The organism is Streptomyces sp. NBC_00009 (assembly GCF_045040855.1).
GTDB classification, from domain to species: Bacteria; Actinomycetota; Actinomycetes; order Streptomycetales; family Streptomycetaceae; genus Streptomyces; species Streptomyces aureus.
Map to the genome: position 1 here is coordinate 5,555,403 of NZ_CP108312.1, position 18,573 is coordinate 5,573,975.

Annotated in this window: 19 protein-coding genes and 2 pseudogenes; 4 read left to right on the forward strand and 17 right to left on the reverse strand. The window is 67.6% G+C overall.

The window, feature by feature from the left end; all coding sequences use genetic code 11:
• Positions 1-43: 43 nt before the first annotated feature.
• The 12 genes and pseudogenes from OHA58_RS25010 to OHA58_RS25065 all read right to left on the reverse strand — a co-directional run bounded on the left by OHA58_RS25010 (position 44) and on the right by OHA58_RS25065 (position 7,354).
• On the reverse strand, positions 44-1,177 hold the full coding sequence (locus OHA58_RS25010; protein ID WP_405481504.1) for a tyrosine-type recombinase/integrase: 1,134 nt from the start codon (positions 1,175-1,177) through the stop codon (positions 44-46).
• Complete coding sequence (locus OHA58_RS25015) at positions 1,177-1,389, reverse strand: helix-turn-helix domain-containing protein (protein ID WP_405481506.1); 213 nt, start codon at positions 1,387-1,389, stop codon at positions 1,177-1,179. Before OHA58_RS25015 ends, OHA58_RS25010 begins: the two co-directional genes overlap by 1 nt.
• Positions 1,386-2,777 carry a replication initiator protein RepSA gene (repSA, locus tag OHA58_RS25020; RefSeq protein ID WP_405481507.1) on the reverse strand — a complete coding sequence of 464 codons (1,392 nt, stop codon included), beginning with the start codon at positions 2,775-2,777 and terminating at the stop codon, positions 1,386-1,388. Before repSA ends, OHA58_RS25015 begins: the two co-directional genes overlap by 4 nt.
• A complete protein-coding gene (locus OHA58_RS25025; RefSeq protein ID WP_405481509.1) occupies positions 2,774-2,962 on the reverse strand; it encodes a hypothetical protein in 189 nt (62 codons plus the stop codon). Before OHA58_RS25025 ends, repSA begins: the two co-directional genes overlap by 4 nt.
• An 88-nt stretch (positions 2,963-3,050) precedes the next feature.
• The gene (locus OHA58_RS25030; protein WP_405481510.1) at positions 3,051-3,377 is read right to left on the reverse strand and encodes a SpdD-like protein; all 327 of its coding nucleotides are present in this window, start codon (positions 3,375-3,377) and stop codon (positions 3,051-3,053) included.
• Positions 3,378-3,400: 23 nt separating this feature from the next.
• Complete coding sequence (locus tag OHA58_RS25035; protein WP_376538747.1) at positions 3,401-3,556, reverse strand: hypothetical protein; 156 nt, start codon at positions 3,554-3,556, stop codon at positions 3,401-3,403.
• A gap of 14 nt (positions 3,557-3,570) precedes the next feature.
• Positions 3,571-3,762, reverse strand: coding sequence for a mobile element transfer protein (locus OHA58_RS25040; protein WP_405481512.1), 192 nt, complete (start codon positions 3,760-3,762; stop codon positions 3,571-3,573).
• A 5-nt stretch (positions 3,763-3,767) separates the two neighbouring features.
• Positions 3,768-3,950, reverse strand: coding sequence for a hypothetical protein (locus OHA58_RS25045; RefSeq protein WP_356007501.1), 183 nt, complete (start codon positions 3,948-3,950; stop codon positions 3,768-3,770).
• A 23-nt stretch (positions 3,951-3,973) separates the two neighbouring features.
• Positions 3,974-4,636 carry a DUF2637 domain-containing protein gene (locus tag OHA58_RS25050; RefSeq protein ID WP_405481514.1) on the reverse strand — a complete coding sequence of 221 codons (663 nt, stop codon included), beginning with the start codon at positions 4,634-4,636 and terminating at the stop codon, positions 3,974-3,976.
• An 86-nt stretch (positions 4,637-4,722) separates the two neighbouring features.
• Positions 4,723-6,078 (reverse strand): FtsK/SpoIIIE domain-containing protein, encoded by a 1,356-nt coding sequence (locus OHA58_RS25055; RefSeq protein ID WP_405481515.1) that lies wholly within the window; start codon positions 6,076-6,078, stop codon positions 4,723-4,725.
• 2 nt (positions 6,079-6,080) lie between these two features.
• Positions 6,081-6,436, reverse strand: a pseudogene (locus tag OHA58_RS25060) (hypothetical protein).
• 138 nt (positions 6,437-6,574) lie between these two features.
• A complete protein-coding gene (locus OHA58_RS25065) occupies positions 6,575-7,354 on the reverse strand; it encodes a GntR family transcriptional regulator (protein WP_405481517.1) in 780 nt (259 codons plus the stop codon).
• Between the two features lie 18 nt (positions 7,355-7,372).
• Between OHA58_RS25065 and OHA58_RS25070 the strand changes: the two genes are divergently transcribed.
• Positions 7,373-7,840 carry an NUDIX hydrolase gene (locus OHA58_RS25070; RefSeq protein ID WP_405481518.1) on the forward strand — a complete coding sequence of 156 codons (468 nt, stop codon included), beginning with the start codon at positions 7,373-7,375 and terminating at the stop codon, positions 7,838-7,840.
• Positions 7,841-8,336: 496 nt separating this feature from the next.
• Complete coding sequence (locus OHA58_RS25075) at positions 8,337-8,801, forward strand: hypothetical protein (RefSeq protein ID WP_405481520.1); 465 nt, start codon at positions 8,337-8,339, stop codon at positions 8,799-8,801.
• Positions 8,802-9,010: 209 nt separating this feature from the next.
• On the opposite strand, the pseudogene OHA58_RS25080 reads toward OHA58_RS25075, so the two are convergent.
• A pseudogene (locus OHA58_RS25080) lies at positions 9,011-9,313 on the reverse strand (DUF664 domain-containing protein); the annotation flags it as partial.
• Positions 9,314-9,764: 451 nt separating this feature from the next.
• Between OHA58_RS25080 and OHA58_RS25085 the strand changes: the two are divergent.
• Positions 9,765-11,207, forward strand: a complete 1,443-nt coding sequence (locus OHA58_RS25085; RefSeq protein WP_405481521.1) for a calcium-binding protein — start codon at positions 9,765-9,767, stop codon at positions 11,205-11,207.
• Positions 11,208-11,905: 698 nt separating this feature from the next.
• Here the strand turns inward: OHA58_RS25085 and OHA58_RS25090 are convergent.
• The 4 genes from OHA58_RS25090 to OHA58_RS25105 all read right to left on the reverse strand — a co-directional run bounded on the left by OHA58_RS25090 (position 11,906) and on the right by OHA58_RS25105 (position 17,289).
• Positions 11,906-12,322 carry a YeeE/YedE thiosulfate transporter family protein gene (locus OHA58_RS25090; RefSeq protein WP_405481522.1) on the reverse strand — a complete coding sequence of 139 codons (417 nt, stop codon included), beginning with the start codon at positions 12,320-12,322 and terminating at the stop codon, positions 11,906-11,908.
• The gene (locus tag OHA58_RS25095) at positions 12,322-12,978 is read right to left on the reverse strand and encodes a YeeE/YedE thiosulfate transporter family protein (protein ID WP_405481524.1); all 657 of its coding nucleotides are present in this window, start codon (positions 12,976-12,978) and stop codon (positions 12,322-12,324) included. The genes OHA58_RS25090 and OHA58_RS25095 overlap by 1 nt, the downstream gene beginning before the upstream one ends.
• 2,766 nt (positions 12,979-15,744) lie before the next feature.
• Positions 15,745-16,488: a GntR family transcriptional regulator gene (locus OHA58_RS25100; protein ID WP_405481526.1), complete on the reverse strand. Its 744-nt coding sequence runs from the start codon at positions 16,486-16,488 to the stop codon at positions 15,745-15,747.
• Positions 16,489-17,007: 519 nt separating this feature from the next.
• Positions 17,008-17,289, reverse strand: coding sequence for a hypothetical protein (locus tag OHA58_RS25105; RefSeq protein ID WP_405481527.1), 282 nt, complete (start codon positions 17,287-17,289; stop codon positions 17,008-17,010).
• Between the two features lie 79 nt (positions 17,290-17,368).
• Here OHA58_RS25105 and OHA58_RS25110 point away from each other — a divergent pair, with 79 nt between their 5' ends.
• Positions 17,369-18,127 carry a GntR family transcriptional regulator gene (locus tag OHA58_RS25110; protein ID WP_405481529.1) on the forward strand — a complete coding sequence of 253 codons (759 nt, stop codon included), beginning with the start codon at positions 17,369-17,371 and terminating at the stop codon, positions 18,125-18,127.
• Positions 18,128-18,573 lie beyond the last annotated feature (446 nt).

The following is an 18,573-nucleotide window of genomic DNA, read 5'->3' on the forward strand; positions in this document are numbered from 1 at the left end:
CTGGGTCTTAGTCGTTCGCGGCCACTCTTCGGCGCCGTGCCACTTACGTGCCAGATGGGCCGTGCGGGGGCCGCTTCACCTTCCTGATCTGACCGTCCACGTAGTCGGCGATCACATGGTCACGACCGTTGACGAGGTGCTGATAGATCAGCGCTGCCCGCACGGACGAGTGCCCCATGCGGTGCATCAACTCGCGCGTGGAGGCGCCGCCCGTCGCGGCGAGGGTGTTGCCGGTGTGCCGGAGGTCGTGAAAGTGGACGTCGCCCAGGCCGGTCGCGGCGAGCGCGCGGAGCCAGATCCGCCGGAAGTTGTTCCGGCGCAGGACACCACCGCGGGCCCCGACGAAGACGAGCCCGGTTCGGCCGGCATCGGCGTACTCGGCCAGGTGGTGCGCCAACTCCTCGGCAAGGGAGGCCGGGAAGGCGACGGTACGGACACCGGCCGCGCTCTTGGGAGCCTTGACGGTGAGGCCGTTGGCGCGCGTCTCGGCGTAGGCGCGGCGGACGGAGACGGTACGGGCCTCCAGGTCGATGTCACGGCGCTGGAGGGCCGCCAGCTCGCCGAAGCGGAGCGCGCAGAACGCCGCGAGGAGGATCAGCGCGCGGCAGTGAGGCGGAACAGCGTCGGCCAGGCGGTACACCTCCGGAACGGAGAGGAACGGCCGCTCGGTGTGCGTGACTGATCCGGCGCCTTTGATCCGGCACGGGTTGCGCTCGATCAGTCCGTCGTCGACGGCCGTGTGCAGGATCGCGCGGACGACTTGGTACGCCTTGGCGATGGAGGCCGCGCCGACGCCCGCGTCGAGGAGGTCTGTACGCCAGCGTCGTACCTGTGGGGTGGTGATCTCCCGCAGGGGGACCGCGCTGAACGTTGGCAGGATGTATCGGTTGAGTACGACAGCGTTGCGCTCCCGTGTGGTGGCCGCGTAGTCGCGGTCCTTGAACCATGCCTCCGCGAAGTCGCCGAAAGCGATCTTGACGTCAGGGTTCTTCCAGTCGCCATCAAGGATCTTTGCCTCTTGCTTGACGAGCCAGCGGTCCGCGTCGGTCTGCGTGGCGAAAGTCTTGTCAGCCGTGCGCATCAGACCGTCAGGGCCCCGGTAGCGGGCCTGGAAGCGCCCCGAGGTCAGCTTGCGCACGGATCCGAAGCGGCGACGGCGTCCCTTGTCGTTGGGCATCAGGCCACCGCCTTGAGGCGCGAGGTACGGCAGCTGATCGGCTCCACGGTGTGCTCCGTGATGTACGCGTCCACGGCACTCTCCGGGATGCGGACATGACGGCCGACCTTCACGAAGGTGATGCGTCGCTCGGCTACGAGGCGGCGGGGGAAACGCGACGAGGTCCCGAGCAGTTCGGCCACCTGGTCAACGCTGAGGTAACGGTCCTTCATGCTGCGGCCCCTTCCATGGCGAGCTGGTCGTGTAGGGCTTCGCGTGCGGTGTCGCGGTTGAGCTGGAGGCCCCGGGCGATCGTGGCGGCGAGCGCGGACTCGCCGGGGGTGTGGCCGTGTCCGGCGTACTGCCAGTCGGCGAGGACGAGGACGGTGTCCGGCTCGCGTTCGTCGAGGCCGAGGGCGTCGCGCTCTTGTGTGGCGCGGAAGTCGGCGCGGGCCTGGCGGAGTTCGCCGAGGGTGGTCGAGTAGCGGCGGGATTTGGTGGAGAAGTGGCCGCGGAAGCCGAGCATGTGGGCCCATCCCCAGAGGCGGCGGTCCGGGTAGAGGCCGTCGAGGTCGCGGCATGCGGTGATCAGGCGGCGGGCGTGGTCGGGGACGCCGTGGCGGTCGAGTTCGGCGAGTTCACCGATCCGGCGGTCGAGGGTGCCAGTGTTCTCCGCGGCCTTGGTGGCGTACTTGGCGACGTACGAGGCAACGGCTTGCTCGGTGATGTCGGAGCCGTCTCTGAAGGCTTTGACCGGGCGTACGTCGAGCTGTTTGCCCCAGCGGAAGGTGCGGGCGGGCTGGTCTGAAACGGCCGGCACAGAGACCGAGGTGTACGAATGCGCAGCGGCGGCGCGGATCGCGTCGGCGAGGAGGTCGACGCTGGCCCACGACGGGGGCGCAGTCTCAGGCCCGTCGGGTCCGTCGAGGCGGATCACGGCGTGGAAGTGGATCGCGCCGCGCTTTTGGAACTCCGCGACCTTGCCATACGAGAGGCGGGCAGCTTCCTTGAGTTCGCGCTGTGAGAGTCCGGCGCGGGCGGCGATCTCGCAGCGCAGCCGGTTGGTGAAGCGCATCCACAGCTCGCCCGCGTGGTTGTTGAAGAGGACCGCGGCGGCGTAGTCGTACGTTGCGGGGTCGAGGGCGGTGCCGAGCGCCGAGTCGTCCGGGCCGTGGAGGACGCCGCAGCGGCAGCGGCTGGAGGGGGGCCGGTTGTGGACCGGGCCGAAGGACGGGGCGGTGAGGGTGGCGAAGACGCGCGGATGATCCCGAACGGTGCCAGGGATGTCGCGGCGGTCGTCGCCCGCGAGTCCGGCGCGGATGAGGTGGTAGGTGTCTCCGGCGTACGTCCAGGCGCAGGAGGGGCAGCGGGAGGCGCGGCGGTTGCCGCAGGCGATGCGCAGCCGCCCACCCGGCTCACCCTCGGTGCTGTAGTGGTGCACGGTCTGTCCGGTGGTCTTGTCCTTGGTGAGGGACCAGCCGGTGAGGTGGATCGGGTCGGCGCAGCCGCCGGTGCGGCGGATCTGGTCTTGCCAGCGGTCGAAGCCGTCCGACCCGGCCACGCTCAGCAGATCGCCGAGGGTGACCGGGTCCAGGCCCGCGAAGGTCGCGGTGTCGGTCATGCGCGGCCCCCGGCCAGAGCGGCGACACGGGCGGTCAGGGTGCCGATGCCGTGGCAGGCCGAGCAGTGCGCGGTGATGGTGCGCAGGTGTCCGCGGTGGTCACGGCCGCCGAGGGTGATCGCGGCGGAGGCGAAGCCGTCGCAGGCCGGGCAGATCCGGGGCGCGGGGAGGGTGCGGTCGGTCATGATGGGTGTTCCTTCCGGTGGAGAGATCGGTAGGGGCACGGCTCCCGGAGCGGACGAAACTTGGCGGTAGAGGCCGCTCCGGGGCCGGTCAGCGACGCTTGGTGTCTGCGCTGATGAGCGAGCGGATGACGAGCGCGCAGATGGCGAGCGAGGCGCCGGTGATGGCGATCGCGAGGAGCATCGAGACCAGGACGGCGCCGACGACCAGGACCACGGTCGTACCGCCGCCGACGAGGGCGACCACGGTGCCGGGCGTGAGCTGGACGGTTGGCCGGGTCGAGACCGGGGCCGGAGCGACGGGCATGGGCGCGGGGGCCGCCGGGACCTGTTGGATGACTGTGGTCGGCTCGACGACGGCGGGGTGGGCGACGAGGCCGGTCGGCTGGGGCATGGTCGGGATCTTCGGGCGGAGCATGGTGGATCTCCTTTCGAGGTCGGTTACTTGACGGCGGTACCGATGAGGGGGCCGAAGACGCTGTCGGCGAGGAAGTAGCCGCCGAGGAGGAGCACGGCCACGAGCCACCAGGGCGGGCGGATGAGCTTGATGCCGAGGTAGCCGACGACGATCAGGGCGAGCCAGAGCGGGACGTCCATGGCAGTGGCCTCCTTCAGCGGACCTTGCAGCGGTGGGTGCGGGCGGCGAGCTGGGCGGCGGACTGGCTGGAGTAGTCGGAGGACCAGCCGCAGCGGTCGGCGCTGCACACGGCGGCGTACTTGGTGTGGCCGTGGCGGTCGCGGTGGGTGCCGATCTGGACGGGGCCGATCTGCATCATGGAGTGGAAGAAGTCGCGGGCAGGCATGTCGATCAGTCCTTCCGGGTGGGGTCGGGGAACTGTGCGCGGATGCTGTGTGCGGTGGCCGGGTCGGTGGTGCGCTGTGCGGCTTCCTCGGCGAGGAGGTGGGCCAGGTAGGGGCGTCCGGCGGCGTGCATCTCCTGTGCGCCGTCGAGGTAGTCAGCGCTCGTCAGGTCGGCCGGGTTGTTGGTCATCCGGGGCTTCCTTCCGGTTCTGTTCAAGTGAGTTGGGCGGCGATGGCGTCGGCCATCGGTGCGGGGACGCCGAGGCGGGCGCGCAGGGTGTCGGTGTCGATCGGGGTGCCGGTGCGGGTGCGGTGTTCGTCGGCGACCTTGCGGGCGTGGTCGACCAGCGGGGCGGGAACCGGCGGTGCGGGCGCCGGGTCAGCGGCGGGCAGAGCCGGAGCCGGATCGGGCACGACGGCGGGAACGGGTTCCGGCTCCGGAGTCGAGGCGACGCGTTCGGTCGCCACGGCCGGGGCGGATTCGGCCGGCACAACCGGTCCCGGGTCCTCGACCGCGTGGGTGGTGTGGGCCAGGAGCGTGCCGCCGAGGAAGGCGAGTGCGGGCCATCCGGCGACGCCAAAGCGCAGCCAGGCCGGAGGGTGCGCGAGGTCGAGGAATCCGGCGGTGGCGACGTTGGCGCCGAGGGAGGCCACCAGGGCGATCACGAACCAGCACCAGGCGAGCCGGGACGGACCGTCGCTACGGAGTCGGCGCCATGCGGCGACGAGCAGCAGGTCGACGCTGATCGGGTAGGCCCACGCCTTCCATCCGTCCTGTCCGGCAGCGGCGGCGAGGTCGTGCAGGTGGGCGAAGGACAGGGCCCCAGCGATCCCGGCCTGTACGAGGACGGCGTCCGGGCGGATCGAGCGGTTCATGTCTTCACCTCCTTCGGGGAGTTCGGGCATGGCTCGGGTAAGGACCTGGCGCGAAGGCGGTCGCGCCGACCGGGGCGAGGGGGGAGCTAGGCCGCGGAGGGGACCGTCTCGGCAGCCGGGGCGGGAACCGTGGCCAGATGCGGCAGCGTGGGCCGGAAGGCGGCGAGTTCGGGCAGATCCGGGGCGCGGTCCGCGTGCCGGTTGCAGATGTTCACGGCCTGGCGCAGCGAGGTGTGCGGGGCGCGGATACGGGCCCAGCCGCCGGACGAGTCGCCCGTGACGGCGATGCCGGGGGCATCGGTGGGGATCTGGACCGCGGCGAGGACCGCGTCCGGGGCGATGTCGCCGAAGGCCATGTTCGCCGAGGACTCGTCATTGACACGGTGCGCTGTGCGGCCGGTGAGCTGGGCGCGGAGCATCGTGATGCCCTTGCCGAGTTCGGAGCCGAAGCGCTGCCCGCAGATCTCCAGATAGATCCCGGCAGCCCGGCCGAGCTGAGCCAGACGGGCCAAGGACGTGATGATCTGATCCCGGCGCTTCTCCTCAGCCTTGTTCGCGAACAGGGCGAGTTCGGCGACCTCATCGACCAGGACCACGATCGGGACCGGGCGCAGGTCCTCGGGCAGGTCCCAGATGTCGGAGGCGATCTCGGCATCCGGGGTGTCCGCGGTGATGCGCTGGTGAGCGCGGATGAGCTGGTAGACGTCCCCCATGTGCGCCACGAGCGCGTCGAGGAGGTCGGCGGCGGTGTCGGCGTTGTCGGCCAGCGCGGAGAAGCGGCGGGCCAGCGGGAAGAGTTCAACGCCCTGCTTGCAGTCGATGCCGACCAGAGCCACATCCCGGGCCGCGAGCCCGGTCACGAGGTTGCGCTGGTAGACGGACTTGCCTGACTCGGTGGCGCCGAGGGTGAGCGCGTGCGGGACGGCACGGTAGTCGCGGTAGTGCACGGCGCCGTCCTCGCGCAGGGCGACCGGGATGCGCATCGGCGCTGGATCGGTCTTCGCGGGCATCTGCACCCGCTTGAGCACGTCGTAACCGGTCATCCTCAACTCGACGACACCCGAGCACAGTTCACGGGAAGTGACGCCGTACATGGCGAACGAGTGGCGGAACCGGTCGGTAGCTGCGGCGACATCGAAGGCGTCCTGCCCGGGCCTCAGCTTGAGCCGTAAGACCAGGCCAGTCCGGGTCGGACGGATGCGCAGGATGCGCGGGGCGCGGGAGTTGGGGACCGGGCGGTTCGCCAGCCGGGCCAGCATTAGGCGCCAGCGCGAGGGCGGGACCGTCAGGCCGCAGGCGTCCATGACCGAGGTGTAGCGGACGGCGACCCGCAGCGCGGCGAGGGTGACCCCGAAGGACATCCAGTACCAGGCGGGGCGCCGCCACCGCAGGAGCACTGCGGCAGCGACGACCACCAGGAGGGCGACCGTGTAGCCGGTCATGATCAGGCCGCCTTCGGCTTCGAAGCACCCGCGACGAGCGAGGTCACGGCCACCGCGCGGAACGAGATGCCGTGCCGCTTGCCGTTGCCGAAGTCGTTCTCCCACGGCCGGGCGATCAGCCCCGTGAGGCCGACCGGGGTGCCCATCTGAAGCTCACCGGTGATGCCCGGCTCCGGGACAGTCACGGAGAGGATCTCGACCTCGTCGTTGACCGCGAACATCACATCCACGACGAACAGGGTCGCGCCGGTCTCGACGTCCTGGGCGAGTTCGCCGGTCTGCGGTTCTTGACCTTGGGCTGCGGGGACTTGGCCACCATCACGGTGGCGGTGGAGGTGTCGACGGGGATCTGACGCACAGCGGATCACTCCTCTATAGAGGCTGGACTCCGTCACTCATGTACATGAGTGACATGAAGAAGAGTGCATCACTCCTATACATGAGTCACCCGCCGCGACAGATAAGTCACGGCGGGCTGCGGGGAGTTGAGCGGGCGTCAGTCGGCGGCAGGAATCCGGTAGCTGAAAACGAACTGGTCAGCGGCCATGAGGGTGTCGCAGACCTCGACCACGCGACCCTCGGTCGTCAGGGCCTCACGGATCAGATGAATCACCGGGGCGCCGGGGCTGAGCGCCAGCTCCGATGACTCCGCCTTGGAGGCCGGGCGCGCTTGTAGCGTCTCGACGAACTCGGCGAACTCGTGCCCGTGGTCTTCGAGTCGGGCATAGATGCCACCACCGCCGGGGTTCTCGGCGAACAGCTCGGGGATGTCCTTCACGACGTCCCACGGGAGGTACGACGTAGCCGTCTCGACGGGTGTGCCGTTACGGAAGTAGAGGCGCCGCCGGGCGAGCACCTGGGTGCCGGCCGCTACGCCCAGCCGCTCGGCTGCATCCGCGGGGGCCTCCATGGGCCCGATGTAGAGCACGCTCACCTTGGCGGCGGCGCCGGACTGTGCGGACTCCGCCAGATACGCGGCCTTGCCGCCCTGCCGATGCGAACGCCGGAAGCGGTCCGACGGGCGGAGCCGTACCGGGGGCCGATCCTTCACGATCGAACCCTTGCCGTGCCGGGTCTCGACGAGCCCACTGGCCCGCACCTCGACCATGGCCTTACGAATCGTCCCGCCGGAGACGCCGTAGCGCTCCACGAGCTCCGACTCACTCGGCACCATGTCGCCGGGCTTGAGGACTCCTGCCCTGATCTGCTGAACGACGTCTTCAGCGATCTGCACGTACCGAGGTACAGCCCTCCCCTCTCCTACCGCAGTTCCCATAGTCCTTCTCTTCCTCCTATGCTCCTGTACATGAGTAACAGCGCCCAGGAAGGCCAGTCAACGCCACTGCACTCCGTGTCGGTGGCCGGAGTGGTAGTCCGCGAGGACGGCCGACTCCTGGCGATCCGCCGTGCGGACAACGGCACTTGGGAACTGCCTGGTGGCGTGCTCGAACTCGACGAGACCCCCGAGGCCGGCGTCCAGCGCGAAGTCTGGGAAGAAACGGGCATCAACGTCGAGGTGGACGAGCTCACCGGGGTCTACAAGAACACAACCCGCGGCATCGTGGCCCTGGTCTTCCGCTGCAAGCCCTCCGGGGGCACCGAGCGCACGTCGAGCGAATCGACAGCGGTCGACTGGCTCACGCCCGAAGAGGTCGCCGAGCGGATGTCCGAGGTCTACGCGATCCGGCTCCTGGACGCCCTCGACGGGGCGGGCCCTCACGTTCGGAGTCACGACGGCAAGCACCTGACACCCGCGCGATAGAACTTTCCCTACTTCATCAAGGCCCGCGCACGGCGCCGGCGCGCGCCGCCTCGACGGCGCGGCCTGCCTCCTGTCTCCGCCCCGGCTGGCCGCGCCCGGCGGCGCGCTGCGTGCATGCGGGCAAGGACGGGTCGTTATCCGCAGGCACAAGATGATGCCTCCGGCGGGGGATCGGCCGGCACCGGGATGGAGGGGGCGCCGTTCCCGACTGCGGGCCCGTGGATGGCGAGGGTTGTGGGCTCCCATCCCGTCCACCGTCGACCCAGGCAGAGCCGAGCAGACGCGGCCCAGGGCGTCAAGGTCGTTCGTACAGTGGCGCGCTCCACCTTGACGCCCTGAACCACGCCCGCTCCACGGTGTGTGGGTCGACGGCGGACGGGATGGGAGCTAGGGAGGGTGGTGGGCTGGCGGATAGTACGCATCGCTCATCGAGTGTCGGAGCTAGGCGCTAGCGTGAGGCTCCGTTACTCGGCAACTGCGGGAAAGAGGGCGGGGCATGGGCGCTAGTGGGTGGGATTACGTCACTCCCTACAGAGGAAGCGTCGAGACGACACTCAAGGCCCTACACGACGAGGTCTTCGAGGAGCTGTTCGGCGGCGGCGAGGAGTATGGGAGCCTTGACGAGCTCTACGCCGATGAGGAGTTCATGGGCGAGGGGGGCACGCATTCCATTCTGGACGTGCAGCGCATAGTCAAGACGACCGAGCCCTCGGACTACTTCACGCTCCGCCCGCTCCCCACCGCCCGACTTGTGCACCACTTTGGCACGGATCGCCCAAGCGTGGAGCAGTACGAAGGCGCGATGGCTCGGGCATACGAGGCCCTGCGTACCAGGCCTCTTAGGGGCGAGGACACGACATTGCTCGGTGAAGACAGGATGCGCTGGACGGGCGTCTACGTGGTCCTCTACACCGACAGCCAACCTACCCATGTCGGATTCTTCGGTTCTTCCGGGGACTGAAGATCACCACTGCGCAGGACCTCCGCTCAGGCCGTCTGAGCGACCGCGGCTATACCTTCGCCGGAAAAGAGCCCCGCCCGTGCCACTCTCGTGCCAGAACGAACGGGGACTCACGGGGAACGCGGGTGCACAGGGGGTAGTCCCACCGGCCCCTACCTACGCTGGGAAATCCACAGGTCACGCCTGTGACGCCCCACCTCGCTCCTAAAGCGGTGATTACTGTCGACGATCTGCTCCCGCGTCTCTGCGGCGGTCGCCCATAGGTCAGTGTTCGGCTCGGCAGCCCCCACGATCCAGAGCGGCGGCCCCTCAACCGGCCGGCCGAAGGTCTCGCCGAAATACGCTGCTTCGGCGCCGGTCAGGTGCTTGACCAGTCCCAGCAGATTGGTGCCTGTCGGAGTCATGGGACGCCGGATGTCGTACTCCGACAAGCCATCCAGCTTCCACAACAGCGCGTCACGGGCATCCTGCAGATATAGACGGAGATCCGCCTTCGCGTGTGATTCAGTCATCGAACCAGTGTCCCGTTCGCCTCCCTCATCGATCTGTGGGCTGCACGCCAGACGTGCGCAACCATCACCTGGACCCCGCCGACTACGGGTGGGCACCCGAGCCGCCACCTCGACGCCAGGAACCACGCCCGCTCCACAGCGTGTGGGTCGACGGCGTACGGGACGGGAGTGGATGGTGGTGGGCGGTCGGCGTCTCAGGCTGTGAGGTGAAGCCCAGGAAGGCGAGGCCGTCCGGGTAATTCTGACGGATCGTCATGCTTGGCTTCGCGGTGGCTGGGGCTCTGTGAGCCAAGGTGGCTGCAACAGCTGTGGGCCGGAACCGTCTAGTGCCACGCACCAGGTGTGGCAGAAGGCCCGAGAAAGGTCTGTCGCTATGCCACGCGAGAACGTTGCACCCAGGACCGGCGCCTCAACTTTCGGGCGGGCTGGTGCCCGCCTCCACCGCACCATCGTGGCAGCCGCGGCGGTGGTACTGGCTTCCGTCGGCGTCACTCCAGCTCTGGCCACGGTCGCTTACGCGCAGACCCCCTACTGCGGCACCAACACAGCCGATAACAGCACCACGGGAATCACCGCCATCCAGAACGGCAACATCATCACCTGCACCTACGCCATCAGCGGCAACACCGGCGGCGAATTCACCTTCACCCCACCCACCGGCATTACCCAACTCAACAACATCACCGCCACCGGCGCCCCAGGCGGCGAGCTCGCCGGTGCCGGCGGAAACGGCGGTACCGTTACGGCCACCGCCCTCAACGTTGCCTCTGGGCAACCCCTGTACATCGAGGTCGGAGGCGCAGGCGGGGTCTTCAACAACACCGGCGGCTACAACGGCGGTGGCGGTAGCACCACCAATGGCAGCGGGGGCGGAGGTGCCACTAGCGTACAAACCTGCGCCGTCGCAGCGGGCACCACCTGTACGAGCCTGTACAACACCTCCCAGGAGCCGCGTCTACTCGTTGCCAGTGGCGGAGGAGCGGCGGCATTCGGAGGCGGAGGCCACGGCAGCGGCCCCGGAGGCAGTGGCGAGTCTCCCGGAGGATCAGGCAACGCCGGGGGCGGCTTCAACAGCCCTGGTGGCGCCGGTGGCGCAGGATTCGTAGCAGGGTCCGCTCCGGGCGCCGGCGGCAGTGCCAGCCTCTCCACCGCCGGCGGTGGAGGTGGCGGCGGCGCCACCAGTGGTGGCGGCGGTGGCGGCGGCTCCACCGGCGGCGGCGGCGGCATTCACCCCTCAGGCAACGGGTCTTCTGGGGTCGCCGGTGCCGGCGGCGCCGGGAACCTACAAGGAGGTGGTGGTGGCGGCGGCTACTTCGGTGGCGGTGGCGCCGGCAACGCCGGAGGCGGTGGTGCGGGATCGTCGTTCGCGTCGTCCGCCGTGTCCGGTGCGGCTGCAACCACCGACGCTACCGAGCTCCCGACACTCACCTTCTCCTACACGGCGACCCCGCCCACCTGTGCGAACGTCACCCCGGCCAACCCTCGAGGGTTCAACGTCATCACCGGTACCAGCCGCTCGGACGTGCTCAACGGAACCTCCGGACCCGATGCGATCTTCGGTCTCGGCGGTAACGACGTCATCAACGGCCTCGGCGGCAACGACCTGCTGTGCGGCGGCGACGGCAACGACGCTCTCAGCGGCGGTGACGGCAACGAACGCATCGAAGGCGGCAACGGCAACGACACCATCAACGGCAACGCCGGCGACGACACTCTCCACGGAGATGCCGGCAACGATGCCATCCTCGGCGGCACCGGCAACGACAACAGCTTCGGCGAAGCCGGCAACGACTCCCTTAACGGCCAGCAGGACAGCAACACCAACGACGGCGGCCCGGGCAACAACGCTTGCTTGAACCCCAGCCGTGGACAACTCGGCGCAACTAACTGCTGAAATGCCACCAACACCAAGCCCTGGTGACCTTGCAGAATCGTGGGTTACGGAGGCGTGACCACACCTCCGTCCCTCATGCCTGCAGGTGTTGGGCTCGGGTCAGCGCAAGCGTCCCCAACATGCACCAGGGGACCTGCGAGACCAGCCCGGCAAGGACGGAGTTGACTACTGGTGGCGGTACAGCAGTGAAGTACAGCAACCACAGCAGCCGCCCCCGCTCGACACCGTCCATACAGGCCCGTCGCACGCCCGGTATGACCCTCGATGGGCGATCCCCATAGAGCTACGGATCTGAAGTCTTCTGACATCCACGGCTGACATCAACGACGCCGGACGGAGGCGTACACCAGCACCCCTGTCCGGCCGTCGCACCAGTCGACGACAACCGCCCGAGCAGGCTCGGATCGAACTCCTAAAGCGGGTGTCGCAGGTTCGAATCCTGCCGCAGGTACCCCGCGCCGTGGAGGAGGCCACCCGAAGGGGGAAGCGTGCTGATGCGCGCGGCACATGTTCTGACCCGTTGGTTCCGGACACCGAAGCGGTGTCCGGAACCGCTCGTCACGGCATGCCCAGGGCTGGCTAGCAGCCGGGCTCCGCGCTGCCCAGTCCCTGGTGTGCATGGGCTGGCGCAGGCCGTCGGGGAGATCGTCAAAGCGAGAGCCCCAACCTTCATGGCTCGAGTCGGTGAGCGTGCTTGGTTACAGCCCGCAGGAGCCGCGGTCGAGATGGAAGTATCGGGCGTTGGCCCAGCGGCACAGCCGGATACCGACGATGACGCCGACGATCGTGACCAGGGCAGGCAGGTATCCGCTGGCGACCTGGATGATCGGGATTGCAGGGCACCCACCTGAGATCGCCCAGCCTGTACCGAACAACACCGCGCCGGGGATCACGCCGACGTGGATGCGCCCTGGGGTGCGGCGGACCCGCAGCAGAGCGAACGCGCACACGATGATCACCACAGCACCCGCGAACGAGAGGAACATGCGCAGGTCCTGGAAGGTGAACATGCGGTTCAGCTCAGCGTAGTCACCGAAGCCGATGTTGGTGACGGTATAACCGAGGGCCAGTCCGGTGATGATGCTGGCCAGCAGAATCGCGCCCCGGGTGCGCATCAGATCACCTTCCACAGGAGGAACGACACCGCGACGGCGGTGCCGAAGAACACGGCAGTCGCGACAATGCTGACCGGGCGTAGCCGACCGCAGCCGCTGAGTCCGTGGCCGGAGCTGCACCCACCGGCCAGCCGAGTGCCGAAGCCGACCAGCACACCTCCCACGAACAGCACGGCGATCATGGTGATCGAATCGGCGGTGACCAGGTGCCGAAAAGCCGGGCCCATGTCGTAGCGGAGGTGGAACCGCCCGGAGGTGACCGCGGCGATGAATCCACCGAGGAAGATCGACATCAGCAGGGCAGCCTGAGTGACCAGCGGGGCCGGGCGCAGGCTCGTGGCTGGCGGGCGCTCACTCCCTGCCGATTCGGCATCGGCTTCGAGCGGCTGCGACTTCCCGTACGGATCCTGCGGCACGGTAGACGCGCCGGTGCCGGTGCCGAAGTGCTCCGCTGTAGCTGCGGCAAGTGCCTCAGCGAGAGCTTGATCGTCGGTGAACTCCTCGTCCATCCGTTCGAGCTGGCGTTCGCGACGCCAGTGCAATACGCGATCCCATGCGGCCGACACCCCGAGAGACCGATCGGTGATGAGGGTGTGGTTGATGGTGACCAGAGCGAGTCCGATAGCGCCCGCCCACCAGGGCCAGTAGGTACTCATGCGGGTCCTCTCATCCAATCGGCGAATCGAGCCCACCAGCCGCGCTTCGAGCTGGGCGCTTGCCGCGTGTGTTGAGCGAGGTTGTCCGAAGGTCGGGCAACCTGTGAGGGCGGTGACGGTTGGTGATGCCAGACAGCTGCTGGCGGAGGTGTTGCCCCGAACTGGGCCATGGCTTCCGGTGTTGCGGTTCCAGGTCCTGACTGCTCATGTGGCTGGGGCCAGGACGCGGTCTCCGGTGACCCCGGAGCGGGCCGTGGCGGCGGGGGCTGTTGGGGGACCGCGATCGGGCTGGTGGCGCCGGATCGGTCCACCTCGGCCGGGGCTTCGAGGTGCCGCGCGCGGGCTCCGTTGGGCAGCAGGCTGATCGGTACGCGCTCGCCGGTGAGTGACATCTGGTAGCGCGCACAGCCGAGCCATCGATCCGCGCTGTCGCAGTAGTGGTCGCGCCAACCTTGCAAGCTCGCCCTAAGTAGGGGGAAAAGGGGGCATCCTGCGGCGTGCGAGCAACTCACGTTGCTCCCTCCTGACCGGCGCACCACCCGTTCGGGGAGAGCGGTTGCCGTTCTCGATTGCTGCCCTCGCTGGGCACGGTCGACGGTCTGAAAAGCAATGCGGTGACGGGCAGTGACAATAGGGCGCTATGCCTCCATTCATCGACCGCGCGCGATGCAACCATTGTTTCGGCGTCCCGAGCAACTCAGGGAATTTTCCTAAACGGATCACTTGGCACTACTTAGCGAGATATTCTCCGCGACGGATATGCGGTTCTTGCCTCTCATATCCGGACATTTGGGCCCGTTAGCGAGACTATTTGGATCGTGATTCGACTTCGCGATCGCGGCCCACACCGGTGCAAGCCAGCTGTTTATGGAGGGGAGTGTAAATCCTGGAGTTCCTTGTGGTGATCGCGTGAATATCGTGGATATCAAACGAAGAGCTAAGGGAGAGTAGTCATGTGTCAACGTGCTGCCTGTCGGACGTGCCGAAAGTTGACCTATGAGGGGTGCGGGAGGCATGTGGACCAAGTGCTCATGGGTGTGCCAACGGCTCAGCGGTGCATGTGTGAGCCCCCTGCGGAACGCAAGGGTGCACGCCCAGCGGAGGTGACGACTCGATCGGAATCGATGCCAGCCCGACAGGGCGGGCCGTCGCGACGCACGCACACTCCTGGGTACACAGGGGGCCCGCCGGGCCGATCGAGGGGCGGCTGGTGGGCTCGGCTCATTGATTGGGTGAAAAGCCCGGCATGAGGTAATCATCTGGGTGTGCTCGCTTTGGGTCCCATGAGTCCAAGGCGTTGGTTATTGGGCCATGAGAACCCGGATTTCAGAACTCCGGGGTGCCAAGTGACACCGAGTGCGGAGCCAGCACCTACACCCGCGTCTCGCGGCGAACGGCATAGGCGCTCCGCATGACAGCATGCGCTTCTTCTGATGGCCTCATCCACTTTCTGCGCGCCCGGCGCACCCAAGAATGCCCGAGCGCGATGATGCTCCGGATGTAGAACTGACAGTCGCTTGTCGCCGGCGTGAATGCCGGGCAGGCTGTCGTGGACGCGTGCGAGAGGGCCATTCTGGCCGCCGGTGCCACCCGATGGCCTTTGAGGGATTCGCCGATGACGGCAGCCCGGGTGCCACTGCCACGTGGACGCCCGGGCTGCCGTATGCGCGCAGGAGCGGGCCAGCACGGGGGGAACCAGCCCGCTCCTGCGGTCGGCGCCCGCGTACCTCCCCAGGAGAGCGAGCGCCTCGACCCTCATGATCGGGTCACTCCTTCCAGCGCGCTGTGCCCCTGGAATGTCACTGGTGGCGAGAGACGGTCACCAATCCAGCTCTCTTGTGAATAGAGCGGCTCAAAGCCATCACGACTCGTCCGCTAACCATGTGCGCATCCTCATCCCCGGCAGGGCTGCCCGTAGCAGCTGGGCTCTGCGCCGCCCGGAAAGACGAGGTTGCAGGGCCGGCACGCTGGGGCCGCTGCGGCACCCCACACCTTGATCCGCGCCCACGGTGAGTCATGGCTTGCGGCGATCAAGACGTCTCTGGGCATGAGGATGAAGAACAAGTGCTGATGGCGGGCCCGATACCGGCTGCGAGACACCATCGGGCGGGGCGCGATGGGGGAGGTCTGGCGGGCCTTCGACGAGACGCTTGGCAGACCGATTGCTGTGAAACTCTTGCTCCCCCACGACCCGGCCGTAAATCTGAGGCCCACAGGCCACCCATTGGCCGTGTCGACTGCAGGAGACATGCGGCCGAAGGAAGACGTAACTGCCCAGGTCAGGGACGGGTCCCAGGCAAACACGCCAAGCGCCGTCTAAGCACCTGGTCGGCGGCCTCTTCGTCGACCGGTGGGGCAAGACAGCAGTTGACGGAGAGCCCGGGCTGCTCCCGATGCTCTCCGTCGTCCGTGCGTGGGTTGGCTAGACGAATGCCGATGCCGGCAGCCGGGGGCCTTCATCGCCTCGCTCTGGGTCTCCGGTGTCCGGCTGCGACAAGCGCTGGCCCCGGCTTGCAGCAACTCTGAGAGTTGTCCTCAGAGCTCCCGCGAGGTCCGTCGCCACGGCGCGCAAGTCGCCCGATGCCACCTTCTCCGCGGCGAGTAAGTCTGATGCCTGCTCCAGAAGTTCGGCAGCCATCCCCAGCTGGATGGCTTCGGTGTTGTCGGCCAGACGGGACAAGTAGCCATTGGCGTCGTCAGTGCTCAAGTAGCAGGCCCTGCCCTCAGGGTCCGACCAGGGGAGGAGTCGCAGTTCGTTCGGTGACATCATCGTTCCCTCTTCCTCTCTACGGGCACGGGGTGGGTGATGAAGTACGCGTCTGTGCGGTGGCTGGGGAGGACCAGGAGCGCTGCCTCGACCACGCGACCCGTTCCGTCGATCGCTACGCGAGTGATGTCGAGGACGGCGAGGGTGGAACTGATCTGAAGGATTTCCACTTCCTCGGGCGTCGGCAGGCGTGCTGTCAGGCGTTCTCGGATCTCTGCCAGTGGTGGGCAGGGACCCGCCAGTCTCGCCTCGAAGTTCGCGCACGAAGGCGGCTCGCAGGGCAGGTTCTTCTCCTGCAGATCGCGCGGCACGTAGATCCGGGCAAGGCTGTGTGGGGAGGTCCCCTCGTTGCGGACGCAGAGGAACTGAGTGAGTTCGGTGTTGGCCGGCACCCGCAGAAGAGGGATCAGATGTCCTTGCGCCTGGAGGTGGGTGGCGTGGACGGTGACCCGAAGCCCCGAGTCGATTGGGCTGGCCTCAAGGGGTTTTCGACCACCGCCGACGTACGTGAGACGGCGGGACGTGAGGGCGACGAAGTTCCCCTTGCCGTGGGTCTTCTCGATGAGGCCTTCGCTCTGGAGGAGTGCCAGAGCGTTCCGCAGCGTCGACGTACTCACCCCGTACCGGGAGGCGAGTCTTGTCTCGGACGGGAGGCGTTCGCCTGCTTTGAGTTGGCCGGTCGTGATCTGACTTCGCATGTCGTCGGCGATGACTTGGCGACGGGAGGGCACGGTGTCAGTCACCGCCTTCTCAGTACTCGGAGGGCGATCAGCCGACTCCGCGAGTGCATGGTCAGGAGCTCCCCAGACTCGAACCGGAGTTGCTTAGCTCCTCCGGGGAGTTGAACCAGATCGGCTACGCGGTGCGGGGTGCTGCCGATCTCGATGACGTCACCGCGTCGGACGGTGGCCACGGTGATCTCGACAGGAGCAGGCATCACGCCCCTCGGTGCCCACGCCCTCACCGGGTCACCTCCTTCGCGCTGCCCCCGTCGATCCTCGAATGGCAAGCACAACTGCACGTCTCATAGATCAGAGGTGAGTCGATCGCCGGGGCGGTCGGTGAGGATTGCGTACACGCACCGTGGGTGCCGATCCAGCACGCTGGCGACCTGTAGGGAACGGTCGCTTCGTGCGTGATGCCAGAGGGCCAGCCGGGCGGCATCAGACGGTCGCTGCCGGTGCGAAGGCCATAGGCGGGATGGGCCAGGCACCGGTGCGGTAACCGGTACTGCAGCTACGGTTGAACACGCTGATCAGCTCCTATCGCTGACTGCCAGGCCCCCGGACCTCACCCGTCGCGGGGGTCTCTGTATGTACGGCGGCCCATAACGTGCGGCCGTTGAGGCTGTTGGCCAGGAGCCCGAATCGGTCGGCCTCCGCCATTGCTTCCAGGGCCACCCGCCACTTCTCGGCGGGGAGCGAATCCGGTACCTCCGCTTCGATCACCAGGTGACGGGCGTGCTCTGTCACGCGGGGAGTAAGTCCGAGCGCGGTCAGTCGGGCGGCGATGTTTTCGGCGCCTGCACCCGAAGCAGCAGACACAGCTCCGCCCCCGTCACTCGTCAATCACTCTCGGTAAAGCTAGTTAACTAGATTAGAGCTAGTGGACTAGATTTTCCATATGTCTGAGCAGCCGCCGTACCTCCGCATCGCTGACGTGCTCCGACGTCGGATCGCGGACCAGGAATGGGCGCCGGGGGACCGGCTTCCCTCCCGCGCCCAGATCGCCGAAGAGTGCGGCGTCGGTGAGAACGTGATCCGCCGGGCCCAGGAGTTGCTGATCTCCCAGGGAGTACTGGAAGGCCGTGCGGGATCCGGAACGTATGTCGCCGCACTACGTCAGCGCGTGCGTGTCGTCCGATCTTCAGCGCGTGAGCAGCCCGACGGCTCCCCGTTCCGCGCGGACATGAGGGCCGCTGGCAAGCAGGGCGACTGGGAGAGTCGTACCGAAGCCAAGGTGCCGGCGCCCGCCGAGATCGCGGGGCGACTTGGCGTCTCTGAGGGTGATCTGTGCGTCCGTACTGTTTACGAGTTCCTGGCCGACGGCAGGCCCGTGCAACTGTCCACGAGTTGGGAGCCGTACGACCTCACCGCCGGGACGCTCGTCGTTCTCCCCGAAGGTGGGCCACATGCGGGGGCGGGAGTCGTGAATCGGATGGCGGCGATCGGCGTCACCGTCAGCCACGCCGTCGAGCAGCCGGAGCCGCGCCAGGCGAGCGCCGAGGAGGCGTCACTCCTCGGCATTCAGAAGTCCGCCCTCGTGACGCACATCCGGCGCACGTACTACAGCGATCAAGGGCGGCCCGTCGAGACGGCCGACATCGTCGTGCCCGCTGCCCTGTGCGAGATCGTCTACGAGGTTCCCATCGGGCGTCAGTGAGATCGTTCCCGGGCCGTCCCTGGGCCGTGCGAGGTTGCCCGAGGGTGACCAATGGCGACCAATGGCGACCAACAGTGACGGCTCTGCTGTGGCGGACTGGGGTCGAACGCCCAGTTCAGGGCCTCAGGCGCATACGGGTTTCCATCCAGGGATGGACGTCAGGCAAGTTGGGGTGTTTCTCTCCACCGGGTTGGGTCAGGTTGCCTATCGCCGAGTGGGCCCATGAGGGCAGCCGTCTTCAGTAGGGTCCCCGCATGGAGCAGCACCGCGAACTCATCAACGGCCAGATGATCCGCACCCAACGGATCCTCTACGGCACTGATGCTGACCTGAGTGCTGCCAGCATCAGAACGCGCGATGTGATCTCTATGGACTGGTACCGAATCCCTGACGCGGACCGTGGGCCCTCATGCGACGTGAAGGGTTGCACTGAACTGCCTAGCTAC

Excerpts from the sequence above, each read along its gene's own strand:
- OHA58_RS25075 (WP_405481520.1), top strand. The coding sequence starts at position 8,337 with ATGGGCGCTAGTGGGTGGGATTACGTCACTCCCTACAGAGGAAGCGTC.
- OHA58_RS25065 (WP_405481517.1), bottom strand. The coding sequence starts at position 7,354 with ATGGGAACTGCGGTAGGAGAGGGGAGGGCTGTACCTCGGTACGTGCAG.
- OHA58_RS25070 (WP_405481518.1), top strand. The coding sequence starts at position 7,373 with ATGCTCCTGTACATGAGTAACAGCGCCCAGGAAGGCCAGTCAACGCCA.
- repSA (WP_405481507.1), bottom strand. The coding sequence starts at position 2,777 with ATGACCGACACCGCGACCTTCGCGGGCCTGGACCCGGTCACCCTCGGC.
- OHA58_RS25095 (WP_405481524.1), bottom strand. The coding sequence starts at position 12,978 with ATGAGTACCTACTGGCCCTGGTGGGCGGGCGCTATCGGACTCGCTCTG.
- OHA58_RS25055 (WP_405481515.1), bottom strand. The coding sequence starts at position 6,078 with ATGACCGGCTACACGGTCGCCCTCCTGGTGGTCGTCGCTGCCGCAGTG.
- OHA58_RS25030 (WP_405481510.1), bottom strand. The coding sequence starts at position 3,377 with ATGCTCCGCCCGAAGATCCCGACCATGCCCCAGCCGACCGGCCTCGTC.
- OHA58_RS25040 (WP_405481512.1), bottom strand. The coding sequence starts at position 3,762 with ATGCCTGCCCGCGACTTCTTCCACTCCATGATGCAGATCGGCCCCGTC.
- OHA58_RS25015 (WP_405481506.1), bottom strand. The coding sequence starts at position 1,389 with ATGAAGGACCGTTACCTCAGCGTTGACCAGGTGGCCGAACTGCTCGGG.
- OHA58_RS25045 (WP_356007501.1), bottom strand. The coding sequence starts at position 3,950 with ATGACCAACAACCCGGCCGACCTGACGAGCGCTGACTACCTCGACGGC.
- OHA58_RS25050 (WP_405481514.1), bottom strand. The coding sequence starts at position 4,636 with ATGAACCGCTCGATCCGCCCGGACGCCGTCCTCGTACAGGCCGGGATC.
- OHA58_RS25035 (WP_376538747.1), bottom strand. The coding sequence starts at position 3,556 with ATGGACGTCCCGCTCTGGCTCGCCCTGATCGTCGTCGGCTACCTCGGC.
- OHA58_RS25110 (WP_405481529.1), top strand. The coding sequence starts at position 17,369 with ATGTCTGAGCAGCCGCCGTACCTCCGCATCGCTGACGTGCTCCGACGT.
- OHA58_RS25090 (WP_405481522.1), bottom strand. The coding sequence starts at position 12,322 with ATGCGCACCCGGGGCGCGATTCTGCTGGCCAGCATCATCACCGGACTG.
- OHA58_RS25010 (WP_405481504.1), bottom strand. The coding sequence starts at position 1,177 with ATGCCCAACGACAAGGGACGCCGTCGCCGCTTCGGATCCGTGCGCAAG.
- OHA58_RS25025 (WP_405481509.1), bottom strand. The coding sequence starts at position 2,962 with ATGACCGACCGCACCCTCCCCGCGCCCCGGATCTGCCCGGCCTGCGAC.